This is a genomic window from Streptococcus equinus (genome assembly GCF_900101445.1).
GTDB classification, from domain to species: Bacteria; Bacillota; Bacilli; order Lactobacillales; family Streptococcaceae; genus Streptococcus; species Streptococcus equinus_B.
Genome location: NZ_FNKE01000001.1, coordinates 684681 through 698237, shown reverse-complemented (window position 1 = coordinate 698237; position 13557 = coordinate 684681). Strand labels below are relative to the sequence as shown.

Sequence of the window (13557 nt, the reverse complement as noted above, 5' to 3'; positions counted from 1 at the left end):
TCTCTTTTTTCTTTTTAAAAATCATTTTTTTGCTTGACTTGGAGTTTACTCCAAGGTGTATGATAGGGATACTTGGAAAAACTGAGAAGTTTTCAAAATTGATTGATAATAAAAGGAGAAATATATGGTACTTGAAACAATTGCATCACCACAAGATTTAAAACAATTGTCTCGTGAGGATTTGCAACGTGTGGTCGATGAAGCTCGTCAAGCATTGCTTGAAAAAACAAGTCAGCATGGCGGACACAACGGACCTAACTTTGGTATGGTGGAAATGACAGTTGCAATGCACTACGTCTTTAATTCACCGGTTGATAAATTTATCTTTGACGTTTCTCACCAATCATACGTTCATAAAATGTTGACTGGGCGTGCGCAAGCTTTTCTTGACCCAGCTCACTATGACGACGTGTCTGGTTATACAAATCCCAAAGAAAGCGAACATGATTTGTTTACTATCGGACATACTTCAACCTCTTTGTCACTAGCTTCAGGTGTGGCAAAAGCGCGTGATTTAAAAAATGAATCATACAATGTTGTCGCAGTTATCGGTGATGGCTCATTATCAGGTGGTATGGCTTATGAAGGTTTGAACCAAATCGCAACAGAAGGGACAAATACGATTGTTATTGTCAACGATAACGATCAGTCAATCGCTGTTAACCCGACTGGCGGTATCTATACAGCTCTTCGTGAGTTACGCGAAAACAATGGCAAAGCTACTAATAATTTCTTTGAAGCACTTGGTTTTGACTACCATTACCTTGATGCTGGAAATGATTTAGCTCAATTAATTACTCTTTTTGAAGAAGTTAAAGATGCTAATCACCCAGTCTTGCTACATATTCATACGCAAAAAGGTCACGGCGTGTCATTTATGGAAGAAAATCGCGAAGCCTTCCATGCTGGTGGACCTTACAATCCAGAAACTGGAGAATACCTTCGCAACGCTTCTTCAGGTGAAACTTACAACAGCATTACGACACAATTTGTTTTAGACAAGATTGAAAAAGACCCAACGGTTGTTGCTGTTAATGCGGGAACACCAATGTTTATGTTGAATCAAGAGCAACGTCAAAAAGCTGGCAAACAATTTGTTGATGTAGGGATTGCTGAAGAAGAAGCAGCGACTATGGCAGCTGGTCTTGCTAAAAATGGTGCAAAACCAATCTGGTACGTAGCGGCACCATTTATGCAACGTACTTATGACCAATGGTCACATGATATCGCGCTTAATAACCTTCCAGTGACAACCTTGGTTTACTCAGCGTCAGTTAGTGCCATGAATGATGAAAGTCACCTTGGTTTCTTCGATATTCCATTTTTGGCTCACATTCCAAATGTGGTTTACTTGGCACCAACAAGTAAAGAAGAGCATCTGGCTATGCTTGACTGGGCTGTTGAGCAAAATGAACATCCAGTTGCTATTCGCATTCCAGTTGGTCCACTTCGCGAGACTGGAGTAGCTGATACAACAGACTATTCAATTCTTAACAAGAACCAAGTCACTCAAAAAGGTAGCAAGGTTGCTATCTTTGGTCTTGGGAATTTCTATGGTTTAGCTGAAGAAGTGGCTAAAGAGTTGGCTGACAAGCACGGAATCACAGCAACCCTTGTTAATCCAAAATTCATCACAGGATTGGATGAAGAATTGCTTGATAGTTTGGAATCTGAACACCAAATTGTGGTGACTTTGGAAGATGGTGTGCTTGAAGGTGGCTATGGTCAAATGATAGCAAGTTGCCTTGGAAATACAGATCTTAAAGTTCAAAATTATGGTGTTGAGAAGGCCTTTCATGACCGTTACAATGCTAAAGAACTTTTGGCAGAAAATGGTGTGACGGTTGATAATATTGTTAACACTATTTTAGCGAATCTTGCTTGATTTAAATAGAAAAAAGGAGTCTTAGAGAGTTTTGTCTAAGGCTCTTTTTAAGAATTTGTGTCAATAACGGCTGAGGGTCTCTTTTTTATCAAAAATTTGTTATACTGAAAGGTGACTTTTTGAAAGGACTGAATGTATTTGGCAAAGGTTAGAAAAAGGAAGAAAAGAAGAAAGGTTAGCGGGAAAAGACGTCGAAAGAATGTTCCTCGTTCTGTCTTATATGGCATGATTTTTTTAGCCTTTTTGGCTTTTTTGACTTTGATTTTCTTTGCTTATCATTCGCAAGAAGCAGCAAACCCAGCCTCCGCAGACACTAGCCAGTCATCCCAAGACACGACGACCATATCTTTTATTCAAACGATTGGTGAATCAGCTCGTCAAATTGCTGCGCAAAATGACCTTTACGCATCAGTCATGATTGCGCAAGCTATTTTAGAGTCGAACAGTGGTCAGTCAAAACTGAGTCAGGCACCTAATTATAATTTCTTTGGCATCAAAGGGGATTATAAGGGGCAATCGGTGACTATGCAGACTTGGGAGGATGATGGTAATGGGAATTCCTATACCATTGATGCTCAATTTCGTTCTTATGGTAGTTTGGAAGAATCCTTGCAGGATTATGCTCAGTTTCTTCAAAAAGATTTGTATGCTGGCGTGCATAAATCAAGAACTGCATCATATCAAGATGCGACAGCAGCACTGACGGGGACTTATGCCACAGATACGTCTTACGGTAGCAAATTAAATCAGCTCATTTCAGAATACGATTTGACCATCTATGATAGTTGGTAAACACACTTTTTTGAGTTAAAAAAAGAATTGTCAGTATTGCTTTAAAGTTCAAAGAAAAGCGTGCAAAATAGAGTTGAAATATGCTATAATGAAAAGTGATATACAAAGAGGAGATAAGTATGGAAGTAGTACGTGAAAAAGAATTTGTCAACCAATACCATTATGACGCAAGAAATCTCGAATGGGAAAAAGAAAATGGTACACCGAAGACTAATTTTGAAGTCACATTTCAATTAGTGAAAAAAGACACAGACAATAATCAAACAACAATCGTTTCAGTTTTACAATTTATGGTCGTAAAACAAGAGTTTGTCATTAGCGGTGTTGTTTCACAAATGGTTCACATTCAAAATCGTATTGTCAATGAACCAAGTGAATTCACTAAGGACGAAGTTGAATATTTGGCAGCGCCTTTACTTGATATTGTGCAACGCCTAACATACGAAGTAACCGAAATTGCCCTCGATCGTCCAGGGGTTAAATTGGAGTTTAGAAGTTAATGAAATTAGCAGTTATAACAGATACAACCGCAGTTTTGTCAGATGACCTTAAGGCAAAAGAAAATCTTTTTGTCTTAGATATCCCAATCATGATTGGTGGTATTTCTTACGTTGAAGGTAAAGACTTGAGCCTTGATGATTTTTACAGAAAAATGGCTATGTCACCAACTTTACCTAAAACAAGCCAACCAAGTCTAGCTAAATTAGATGAAATTTTGACACAACTTTCATCAGAAGGCTACACACACGTTGTGGGATTGTTCTTGTCATCAGGCATTTCAGGATTTTGGCAGAATATCCAATTCTTAATTGAAGATTATCCTGAATTAACGATTGCATTTCCAGATAGTAAAATCACTTCGGCACCATTAGGTAGCATGGTTAAAAACACACTTAATTGGGCTGAAAATGGTCTTTCATTTGATGATATTTTGGCTAAATTGCAAAAGCAAATCGATGGAACAAGTGCCTTTATCATGGTTGATGATTTGAATCACTTGGTAAAAGGTGGACGTTTGTCAAATGGTTCAGCTTTGATTGGTAACTTGCTTAGCATCAAACCAATTCTTTACTTTAATGACGAAGGTGTTATTGAAGTTTATGAAAAAGTGCGAACTGAGAAAAAAGCTATCAAACGTCTTGTTGATGTTTTGTCTGACGTGACTGAAAATGGAGAATACGAAGTTTTCATTATTCATTCTCGCGCAGAAGAAAAAGCTCAACATTTCTATCAAGCTTTGGCTGAAAGAGGTCAAACGAAGAATCTTGAAATCGTATCATTTGATGGCGTAATTGCTACTCATTTAGGGGAAGGTGCCGTTGCATTTGGTTTCACACCAATTGTCTAAGTGCTAGAGAGGAAAAGAAAAAACATGAGTATTAAAGTTATCGTAGCAGGATTTAAAGGGAGAATGGGTTCAGCAGCAGTAAATATGGTTAAGGGAGATGACGAATTGAACTTAGCAGCTTTGCTTGATCCATTTGCGACAGAAACAGAAGTTGATGGTGTTCCAGTCTTTACTGACAAATCACAGTTAGTTGGTTTTGATGCTGATGTGTGGGTTGATTTTACCATGCCAGCTGTTGCTTATGAAAATACCCGTTTTGCTTTGGAAAATGGCTTTGCTCCAGTTGTAGGGACAACAGGATTTTCTGAAGACGAAATTGCCGAATTGATTGCTCTTTCTGAAGACAAGAAAATCGGTGGTTTGATTGCCCCTAACTTTGCTATTGGTGCTATTTTACTCATGGAATTTGCTGCTAAAGCAGCTAAATATTTTCCGGACCTTGAAATTATTGAACTACATCATGATAAGAAGAAGGATGCTCCTTCAGGAACAGCTGTGAAAACAGCTGAATTGATTCGCGAAGTGCGTCAAGCTAAAAAGCAAGGAGCTCCTGATGAAGTAGAAACACTTAAGGGTGCGCGTGGTGCTGATTTTGATGGCATGCGTATCCACAGTGTTCGCTTACCTGGCTTGGTTGCTCACCAAGAAGTTATTTTTGGAGCACAAGGTGAAGGTTTGACACTTCGTCATGATTCATATGATCGTATTTCATTTATGAGTGGCGTTAATATTGGAATTAAAGCAGTTGTGAAACAAGATAAACTTGTTTATGGTTTGGAAAAATTACTATGAAATTAAACAATCTGCCTTCTGAATTTCAGAAGGCTTTACCAATTTTAAAGAAAATTCGTGAAGCAGGCTACGAGGCATATTTTGTTGGTGGTAGTGTTCGAGACGTTTTATTAAATCGTCCGATTCACGATGTTGATATTGCAACAAGTTCTTACCCAGAAGAAACAAAAAGCATTTTTCACCGTACCGTTGATATTGGGATTGAGCATGGGACTGTGCTTGTTCTAGAAGAAGGTGGCGAGTATGAAATCACTACTTTCCGTACGGAAGATGTTTACGTAGATTATCGTAGACCAAGTAGCGTATCCTTTGTTCGCTCACTTGAAGAGGATTTGAAACGTCGTGACTTTACGGTAAATGCTTTTGCACTTGATGAAACAGGTTTGATTATTGATAAATTTAATGGCTTAGCTGACCTGAAAGCCAAGTTATTGCGTGCGGTTGGAAATCCAGCTGAGCGTTTTAATGAGGATGCTCTTCGCATCATGCGTGGATTCCGTTTTTCAGCTAGTCTTGATTTTGATATTGAACCTGAAACTTTTGCTGCCATGGCAGCACATGCGCCCTTACTTGAAAAAATTTCGGTAGAGCGCTCTTTTATTGAATTTGACAAATTATTGATGGCACCTTTCTGGCGTAAAGGGATTAAAGCCATGATTGCAAGTGAAGCTCAAAAATACCTTCCTCATCTTGAGAATGCTCATGATCATTTGCAACAATTCTTGGATGATTTGGCAGACGATTATCACTTTAAAACATCGGAACAAGCTTGGGCAGCTTTGCTATTAGCATTGGATGTCAAAGATGTTCGTGCCTTTTTGCGAGCTTGGAAAACATCAAGTCAATTCCAAAAAGATGTTGAAAAGATTGTGTCAATCTATCGTTTTCGTTTGACAAATGAGCTTGATAAGATGGAAATGTATTGCTATGGTCGTAATCTTATCGAACAAGCAGAAGACCTTCGCTTAGGTTTTGGATTGCCAGTTGATTTTGCAACGATTGAGCGATTGGATAAGGAATTAACCATTCATGACAAACATGAGATTGTGGTCAACGGTGGTATGCTGATTAAAGAAATGCAGTTTAAACCAGGACCTGAGCTTGGTCAAATCCTAAAAGCAATCGAACAGCATATCGTCCTTGGTGAGCTTGCCAATGATAAAGAAGCTATTTTTGAATTTATTAGAAAGGAAAGTAAATGAGCGATTTTATCGTAGAACACTTAACGAAATCCGTTGGTGATAAGACAGTATTTCGTGATATTTCCTTTATTATTCATGATTTTGACCGCATTGGGATTATCGGGGTTAACGGAACTGGTAAGACAACCCTTTTAGATGTTATTTCTGGACGTCTTGGTTTTGATGGTGATGTGTCACCATTTTCAGCTAAGAATGGATATAAAATTGCCTATTTAACGCAAGAACCTGAGTTTGATGACAACAAAACGATTTTGGATACAGTTTTGTCATCGGATTTGCGTGAAATGACTTTGATTAAGACTTATGAAACTTTGATGGCTAATTATGATGAAGCCAATCAAGATAAGCTTGAAAAAGTCATGGCAGAAATGGATTCGCTTGACGCTTGGGCTATCGAGAGCGAAGTGAAGACAGTTTTAACAAAATTAGGGCTAGAAGATTTGTCACAAAAAGTTGGTGACTTATCTGGTGGGCTTCGTCGTCGTGTTCAACTTGCGCAAGTTTTGTTGAACGATGCGGACTTACTCTTGCTTGATGAACCAACTAACCACTTGGACATTGATACCATTGCTTGGTTGACGAATTTCTTGAAAACATCTAAGAAGACAGTTCTCTTCATTACCCACGATCGTTATTTCTTGGATAATGTGTCAACACGTATTTTTGAATTGGCTAATAGTCAATTAACAGAATACCAAGGAAACTATCAAGATTATGTGCGTTTGCGTGCAGAGCAAGATGAGCGTGATGCGGCTACGCTTCATAAAAAGAAACAACTTTATAAACAAGAATTGGCTTGGATGCGTACGCAACCACAAGCGCGTGCGACAAAACAACAAGCGCGTATCAATCGTTTCAATGATTTGAAAGCTGATTTGTCTGGAACGACTCAATCAACAGAGCTGGAAATCAATTTTGAAACAAGTCGTATCGGGAAAAAAGTAATCAATTTTGAAAATGTGTCTTTTGCTTTTCCTGATAAACAAATTTTGACTGACTTTAACCTTTTGGTGCAAAATAAAGACCGCATTGGTATCGTTGGTGACAATGGTGTCGGAAAATCAACGCTTCTGAATTTGATTAATGGTGATTTGCAACCAACAAGCGGAAAACTTGAAATTGGTGAGACTGTTCGCATTGGTTATTTTTCTCAGTTGCCAAAAGACATGGACGAAGACAAACGTGTCATCAATTATTTGCAAGAAGTGGCAGATGAAGTTAAGACAAGTGTCGGAGTAACAAGTGTTACGGATTTGTTAGAGCAATTCCTTTTCCCACGTTCGACTCATGGCACATTGATTTCAAAATTATCTGGCGGTGAGAAAAAACGTCTTTACCTATTGAAGATTTTGATTGAAAAACCAAATGTTCTGCTTCTTGACGAACCAACCAATGACCTTGATATCGCAACATTAACAGTTCTTGAAAGCTTCTTACAAACCTTCCAAGGACCTGTTATCACTGTTAGTCACGACCGTTATTTCCTTGATAAAGTGGCTAATAAGATTTTAGCTTTTGAAAATGGTCATGTACGAGAATTCTTTGGTAATTATACCGATTATCTTGACGAAAAAGCCTTTGAGGAAAATGCTGCTGTTCAAGTTAAGAAAGAAGCACAGCAAAAAACTGAAAAGGAAAAAACGAAGAAAAAACGCATGTCTTACTTTGAAAAACAAGAGTGGGAAGTCATCGAAGATGAGATTGCCAAGCTTGAAGAAGACATCGAAACTATCGAAGCACAAATGCAAGAAAATGCCAGCGATTATGGCAAACTAGCTGAGCTTCAACGTTCATTGGATGAAGCCAATGAAAACTTACTTGAAAAATACGAAAGATATGAATACCTAAGTGACTTAGCAGAATAAGCAAGGTCACTTCTTTCATATAAACATTAGAAAGGAAGACTATGAAACTCATTTGGACTTATTTGAAAAGATACCCCAAATGGTTAGTGCTCGATGTTATTGGGGCACTTACCTTTGTTGTGGTTAACCTAGGTTTACCAACGGCTCTTGCTCGAATGATTGACCAAGGGGTCACGGTTGGTAACAAAGATAAAGTTTATTTCTGGGCGCTTGTTATGTTGGTTGTCATCATCTTAGGGATGGTTGGACGAGTGATTCTTGCTTATGCAGCAGGTAAAATCACCACAAACATGATTAAGGATATGCGTAACGACATGTATGATAAGTTACAGCAATATTCACATCAAGAATATGAACAAATCGGTGTGTCTTCCTTGGTAACACGGATGACCAGTGATGCTTTTATCTTGATGCAGTTTGCTGAGCAGACGTTACGTATGGGAGTCATTACACCTTTGATGATGATTTCTAGTGTGGTGATGATTTTAATAACTAGTCCATCACTTGCTTGGATTGTAGCAGTTGCTATTCCATTTTTGGTTCTGGTTGTTTATTATGTGGCAACTCGTACGCGTCCTTTATCAGAAAAGCAACAATCAACTCTTGATAAAATCAACCAATATGTTCGTGAAAATTTAACTGGACTACGTGTCATTCGTGCTTTTGCGAGAGAAGATTTTCAAGAACAACGTTTTGGTAGCAAAAATGATGAATATAAAGACTTATCAAGCCGCTTGTTTATTTTAACTGGTTTGACTGAACCACTCTTTGTTCTAATCATTATCTCAATGATTGTGGCTATTGTCTGGTTCGCCCTTAACCCACTTGCACACGGTGAGTTACAAATTGGTAATTTGGTTGCCTTTATTGAATATAGTTTCCATGCTTTATTCTCATTTCTTTTGTTTGCCAATTTCTTTACCATGTATCCTCGCATGGTGGTTTCAAGTGAACGTATTTCGGAAGTTATGGCGATGCCAATTTCCATTGACCCAAATGAGGATGGTGTGACTGAGACGTCTACAAAAGGTTATTTGGAATTTGATAAGGTAACCTTTGCTTATCCAGGTGAAACGGAAAGCCCAGTCCTAAAAGACATTTCCTTCAAAGCAAAACCTGGTGAAACCATTGCCTTTATCGGGTCTACGGGTTCTGGTAAGTCATCACTGGTTAACTTGATTCCACGTTTTTATGACGTGTCGCTTGGTAAGATTTTGGTTGATGGCGTTGATGTTAGGGAGTATCAACTGAAAGCTCTTCGTCAAAAGATTGGCTTTATTCCGCAAAAAGCTCTGCTATTTACTGGAACCATCGAAGAAAACTTGAAGTATGGTAAGTCTGATGCGACAAGTGAAGAATTGCAAGCGGCAGCTGATATCGCGCAAGCTAAAGAATTTATCGAAAGTCGTGATAACCGATATCAAACACATCTAGCTGAAGGCGGAAGCAATTTGTCAGGTGGTCAAAAACAGCGTCTCTCAATTGCGCGTGCGGTGGTTAAGAAACCTGATATCTACATTTTTGATGATTCTTTCTCAGCGCTTGATTATAAGACAGATGCTCAGTTGCGTGCTCGCTTGAAAGAAGTGACGCAAGAAGCAACCGTTTTGATTGTGGCGCAACGTGTGGGAACCATCATGGATGCCGATCAAATCATTGTGCTTGATAAAGGTGAAATTGTTGGGCGCGGCACACATGATGAATTGATGCAATCAAATGACATCTATCGTGAAATTGCCAACTCACAATTGAACAAAGCAGAAGAAATGAAAGGAGAATAAGAATGTCAAAACGAAATGTTTTTCTACGTTTATGGGATTATCTCCGACAATATAAAGGTGCACTTTTCTTAGCTGTTTTTCTAAAAATCTTTAGCAGTGTCATGAGTGTACTTGAACCATTTGTGCTCGGTCTTGCTATCACAGAATTGACATCGAATCTTTTGGATATGGCTCATGGCGTGGCTGGAGCGCACATTAATATTTCTTACATTGCCATTATTTTGGTGCTTTACTTTGTTCGTGGTATGGGTTATGAACTTAGTAGTTATGGTTCAAACTTTTTCATTACCAAAGCGGTGCAAAAGACCATTCATGATTTGCGTCGTGATTTAAGTGAAAAAATTAATAAGATTCCAGTTTCTTACTTTGACAGTCAGCAATTTGGTAATGTTTTGGGACGTTTTACATCTGATGTCGAAACAGTGTCAAATGCACTTCAACAAAGTTTTCTACGTATCATCGAAGCATTTACAACCATTACCTTGGTTATTTGCATGGTGCTTTATCTTAACTGGCGACTTGCTTTGGTCGTGATTGCGATTATTCCAATCACTTACTTCAGTGCCAAATTCATCTTGGGCAAATCACAACCTTACTTTAAAGAACAAGCTGATGCTCTTGGGGATATGAATGGTTTTGTTCAGGAAAATCTATCTGGTTTTAACGTCATTAAACTTTATGGTCGTGAAGACATTTCTAGCCAAGAGTTCCGTGAGATTACTCAGAATTTGCAAGAAGTTGGATTTAAAGCAAGCTTTATTTCTGGGATTATGATGCCAGTGTTAAGTGCGATTTCGGATATGGCTTATTTAATTATTGCAGTTTTGGGTGCTCTTCAAGTTCTTTCAGGTCAGCTAACTGTTGGTAATATGCAAGCTTTTGTTCAATACGTATGGCAAGTGAGCCAACCAGTTCAAACTATTACTCAATTGGCTAGTGTGCTTCAAAGTGCTAAATCATCACTTGACCGTATTTTTGAAGTCTTGGATGAGCCAGAAGAAGCAGCACAAGTGACTGAAAAACTAGAACATGATTTGACTGGTCAAGTAACGTTTGAAAACGTGTCTTTCCAATATGTCGCTGATAAACCATTGATTCGTAACTTTAACTTAGAGGTTAAACCGGGTGAAATGGTTGCCATTGTTGGTCCAACGGGTGCAGGTAAGACAACGCTGATTAACCTTTTGATGCGCTTCTATGATGTGACGGATGGTTGCATTAAGGTCGATGGTCACGACATTCGTAACTTGTCACGCCAAGATTATCGCAAACAATTCGGAATGGTATTGCAAGATGCTTGGCTTTATGAAGCAAGTATCAAAGAAAACCTTCGTTTTGGAAATTTGGATGCGACAGATGAAGAAATTGTGGCAGCAGCAAAAGCAGCTAACGTCGATCACTTTATTCGCACGCTTCCAGGTGGTTACAACATGGAAATGAACCAAGAATCAAGCAATGTCTCACTTGGTCAAAAACAACTCTTGACCATTGCGCGTGCTTTGCTTGCTGATCCTAAAATCTTGATTTTGGATGAAGCAACATCATCTGTTGATACGCGTCTAGAACTCTTGATTCAAAAGGCTATGGAGAAATTGATGGAAGGTCGCACAAGTTTTGTGATTGCCCACCGCTTATCAACCATTCAAGATGCTGATAAAATCTTGGTGCTTAACAATGGTCAAATTGTTGAGCAAGGAAACCATGAAAGCCTTCTAGCCGCTAAAGGTTTCTATTATGATTTATACAATAGTCAATTTGCTAAAAACAATTAAGCATTGAATATCTTTCATAAAGATGATATGATTATTAGGTAATAATAACGATGTTTGGGAAAAGCCATCGCTAAAAAAAACCAGCCTAATGACTGAAATTAGCGCCCCTGTGGATTCCCATAGGGGCTTTTTCTTTGCCCAGATATCTTAGAAAAGAGATATTGAAATGAAACGTCAATCAGCTCTTGTCGTCTTTAGTGGCGGACAAGATTCTACAACTTGCCTATTTTGGGCTTTAGAGCATTATGAACATGTCGAAACAGTGACTTTTAATTATGGTCAACGTCACAGTCTTGAAATCGACGTTGCCAAACACATTGCTGCAGAGCAAGGTGTTAAAAATCACTTGCTTGATATGTCATTGCTTGGGCAATTAACTGAAAATGCATTGACACGTGATATTGAGATTGAAAATCCAGACGATGATGTGCCAAATACTTTTGTCGACGGACGCAATCACTTGTTCTTATCATTTGCTGCAGTGCTTGCTAAAAAACTTGGAATTACTGACATTATCACTGGGGTTTGTGAAACGGACTTTTCTGGATACCCTGATTGTCGCGATGCCTTTGTCAAATCACTTAATGTGACTTTGAACCTTGCCATGGATTATAACTTTGTTATTCAAACTCCTCTCATGTGGCTTGATAAATCAGAAACTTGGGAATTGGCAGATAAACTTGGAAAATTTGACTACGTCCGTGAAAATACTTTGACATGTTATAACGGCATCAAAGGAAGCGGATGTGGGGAATGTCCATCATGCAAACTTCGTCAAGCAGGTCTTGAAAAATACTTGGCAAGAAGAGGTAAGGCTTAATGTTTTTGGCACCAAAGGAAATTAAAGAACCAACCGGTGAATCACTGGTATATTGTCCACGTCGTGTCATGGTTTCAAAGGAATTCACTTTTGATGCAGCACATCATTTGTTTAATTATGATGGCAAGTGTAAGGCACTTCACGGACACACTTATCGATTGCAAATTGCTGTTTCAGGTTTGCTTGATGAACGTGGCATGTCAGTTGATTTTGGGGATATTAAGCAGATTTATAAAGAACATTTGGAGCCGCATTTGGATCATCGCTACCTTAATGAAAGCTTACCTTATATGAATACAACGGCTGAAAATATGGTTTATTGGATTTTTGAGCAGGTAGCGAAGCATTTGCCAAAAGAACGTCAAATCAGAGTAGAATATGTCCGTTTGTACGAGACACCAAGTTCTTTTGCTGAGTTCAGAAGGGAGTGGCTTTTAGATGACTAAACGCCCACTAATGATTCCTGTGCTTGAAATTTTCGGACCAACCTTTCAAGGAGAAGGACGAGCGATTGGTCAAAAGACAATGTTTGTCAGAACGGCTGGGTGTGATTATCACTGCGCTTGGTGTGATTCAGCCTTTACCTGGGATGGTTCGGAAAAACCAAAACGTATGACCGCTGATGAAATTATTGCAGAGTTAGATAAGTTGGGAGCTTATGACTATGTGACTTTGTCAGGTGGTAATCCTTGTCTTTTAGGAGCTAACATGGGGGAGTTGGTTGCTAAGTTAAAGGCGCGTGGTGTGACTTTGGGCATTGAGACGCAAGGGTCTCGTTGGCAAACTTGGTTAAAAGACATCGACCAAGTCACTCTGAGTCCAAAACCACCATCAAGTCAGATGACTGTGAATTTTGAAACGCTTGATTTTATTGTGTCTCAGTTGGATAAAGACCAAGTCACTTTTAAAATTCCTGTATTTGACGATGATGACCTAGCATTTGCTAAAATGATTCAAAAACGTTATCAGCCGGACGTCTTGTATTTATCGGCTGGGAATCCTGAACCGCATGCTTCTGGAAATATTGTAGAAGCGCAGCTTAATCGTCTGCGTCAGCTTTGGGAAACTGTGGCAGCTGATCCAGAATGGAAGAGTGTGCGAGTTTTGCCACAACTGCACACATTACTTTATGACAATAAACGTGGCGTTTAAAATGGAGATTTAAATGAATAAAGCGCAGCTTAATTGCTTGCGCTGATTTGGGAGAGCACTATAATCGATTCAAGTGGCAAAGCAAACAGCTTTTGCCACAATTACACTGATATTTGATAAGAAAAATGGAATTAAAAAGGAGATTTAA

Annotated in this window: 12 protein-coding genes; all 12 read left to right on the top strand. The window is 38.8% G+C overall.

Going from position 1 to position 13557, the window contains the following annotated elements; genetic code table 11:
- The first annotated feature begins 124 nt into the window (after positions 1–124).
- Positions 125–1885, top strand: coding sequence for a 1-deoxy-D-xylulose-5-phosphate synthase (locus tag BLR83_RS03480; protein WP_074560381.1), 1761 nt, complete (start codon positions 125–127; stop codon positions 1883–1885).
- A 132-nt stretch (positions 1886–2017) separates the two neighbouring features.
- The gene (locus BLR83_RS03475) at positions 2018–2677 is read left to right on the top strand and encodes a glucosaminidase domain-containing protein (RefSeq protein ID WP_074560380.1); all 660 of its coding nucleotides are present in this window, start codon (positions 2018–2020) and stop codon (positions 2675–2677) included.
- Positions 2678–2796: 119 nt separating this feature from the next.
- Positions 2797–3177, top strand: coding sequence for a DUF1149 family protein (locus BLR83_RS03470; RefSeq protein ID WP_074560378.1), 381 nt, complete (start codon positions 2797–2799; stop codon positions 3175–3177).
- Positions 3177–4025, top strand: coding sequence for a DegV family protein (locus BLR83_RS03465; RefSeq protein ID WP_074560376.1), 849 nt, complete (start codon positions 3177–3179; stop codon positions 4023–4025). Before BLR83_RS03470 ends, BLR83_RS03465 begins: the two co-directional genes overlap by 1 nt.
- A gap of 24 nt (positions 4026–4049) precedes the next feature.
- Positions 4050–4817 (top strand): 4-hydroxy-tetrahydrodipicolinate reductase, encoded by a 768-nt coding sequence (gene dapB / locus BLR83_RS03460; RefSeq protein WP_074560374.1) that lies wholly within the window; start codon positions 4050–4052, stop codon positions 4815–4817.
- Positions 4814–6019: a CCA tRNA nucleotidyltransferase gene (locus BLR83_RS03455; protein WP_074560373.1), complete on the top strand. Its 1206-nt coding sequence runs from the start codon at positions 4814–4816 to the stop codon at positions 6017–6019. The genes dapB and BLR83_RS03455 overlap by 4 nt, the downstream gene beginning before the upstream one ends.
- Positions 6016–7884, top strand: coding sequence for an ABC-F family ATP-binding cassette domain-containing protein (locus tag BLR83_RS03450; protein WP_074560371.1), 1869 nt, complete (start codon positions 6016–6018; stop codon positions 7882–7884). The genes BLR83_RS03455 and BLR83_RS03450 overlap by 4 nt, the downstream gene beginning before the upstream one ends.
- Before the next feature lie 41 nt (positions 7885–7925).
- A complete protein-coding gene (locus BLR83_RS03445) occupies positions 7926–9665 on the top strand; it encodes an ABC transporter ATP-binding protein (RefSeq protein ID WP_074560369.1) in 1740 nt (579 codons plus the stop codon).
- Between the two features lie 2 nt (positions 9666–9667).
- Positions 9668–11437: an ABC transporter ATP-binding protein gene (locus tag BLR83_RS03440; RefSeq protein WP_074560367.1), complete on the top strand. Its 1770-nt coding sequence runs from the start codon at positions 9668–9670 to the stop codon at positions 11435–11437.
- Between the two features lie 166 nt (positions 11438–11603).
- Entirely contained in the window at positions 11604–12257 is a 654-nt protein-coding gene (queC, locus tag BLR83_RS03435; protein WP_074560365.1) for a 7-cyano-7-deazaguanine synthase QueC, read from the top strand.
- Entirely contained in the window at positions 12257–12703 is a 447-nt protein-coding gene (gene queD / locus BLR83_RS03430) for a 6-carboxytetrahydropterin synthase QueD (RefSeq protein WP_074560363.1), read from the top strand. Before queC ends, queD begins: the two co-directional genes overlap by 1 nt.
- Positions 12696–13409: a 7-carboxy-7-deazaguanine synthase QueE gene (gene queE, locus BLR83_RS03425; protein ID WP_074560361.1), complete on the top strand. Its 714-nt coding sequence runs from the start codon at positions 12696–12698 to the stop codon at positions 13407–13409. Before queD ends, queE begins: the two co-directional genes overlap by 8 nt.
- Positions 13410–13557: the final 148 nt, after the last annotated feature.

Coding starts and splice junctions, on each gene's coding strand:
- BLR83_RS03480 (WP_074560381.1), top strand. CDS start 125: ATGGTACTTGAAACAATTGCATCACCACAAGATTTAAAACAATTGTCT.
- BLR83_RS03440 (WP_074560367.1), top strand. CDS start 9,668: ATGTCAAAACGAAATGTTTTTCTACGTTTATGGGATTATCTCCGACAA.
- BLR83_RS03465 (WP_074560376.1), top strand. CDS start 3,177: ATGAAATTAGCAGTTATAACAGATACAACCGCAGTTTTGTCAGATGAC.
- BLR83_RS03470 (WP_074560378.1), top strand. CDS start 2,797: ATGGAAGTAGTACGTGAAAAAGAATTTGTCAACCAATACCATTATGAC.
- BLR83_RS03450 (WP_074560371.1), top strand. CDS start 6,016: ATGAGCGATTTTATCGTAGAACACTTAACGAAATCCGTTGGTGATAAG.
- queC (WP_074560365.1), top strand. CDS start 11,604: ATGAAACGTCAATCAGCTCTTGTCGTCTTTAGTGGCGGACAAGATTCT.
- dapB (WP_074560374.1), top strand. CDS start 4,050: ATGAGTATTAAAGTTATCGTAGCAGGATTTAAAGGGAGAATGGGTTCA.
- BLR83_RS03455 (WP_074560373.1), top strand. CDS start 4,814: ATGAAATTAAACAATCTGCCTTCTGAATTTCAGAAGGCTTTACCAATT.
- queE (WP_074560361.1), top strand. CDS start 12,696: ATGACTAAACGCCCACTAATGATTCCTGTGCTTGAAATTTTCGGACCA.
- BLR83_RS03445 (WP_074560369.1), top strand. CDS start 7,926: ATGAAACTCATTTGGACTTATTTGAAAAGATACCCCAAATGGTTAGTG.
- BLR83_RS03475 (WP_074560380.1), top strand. CDS start 2,018: ATGTATTTGGCAAAGGTTAGAAAAAGGAAGAAAAGAAGAAAGGTTAGC.
- queD (WP_074560363.1), top strand. CDS start 12,257: ATGTTTTTGGCACCAAAGGAAATTAAAGAACCAACCGGTGAATCACTG.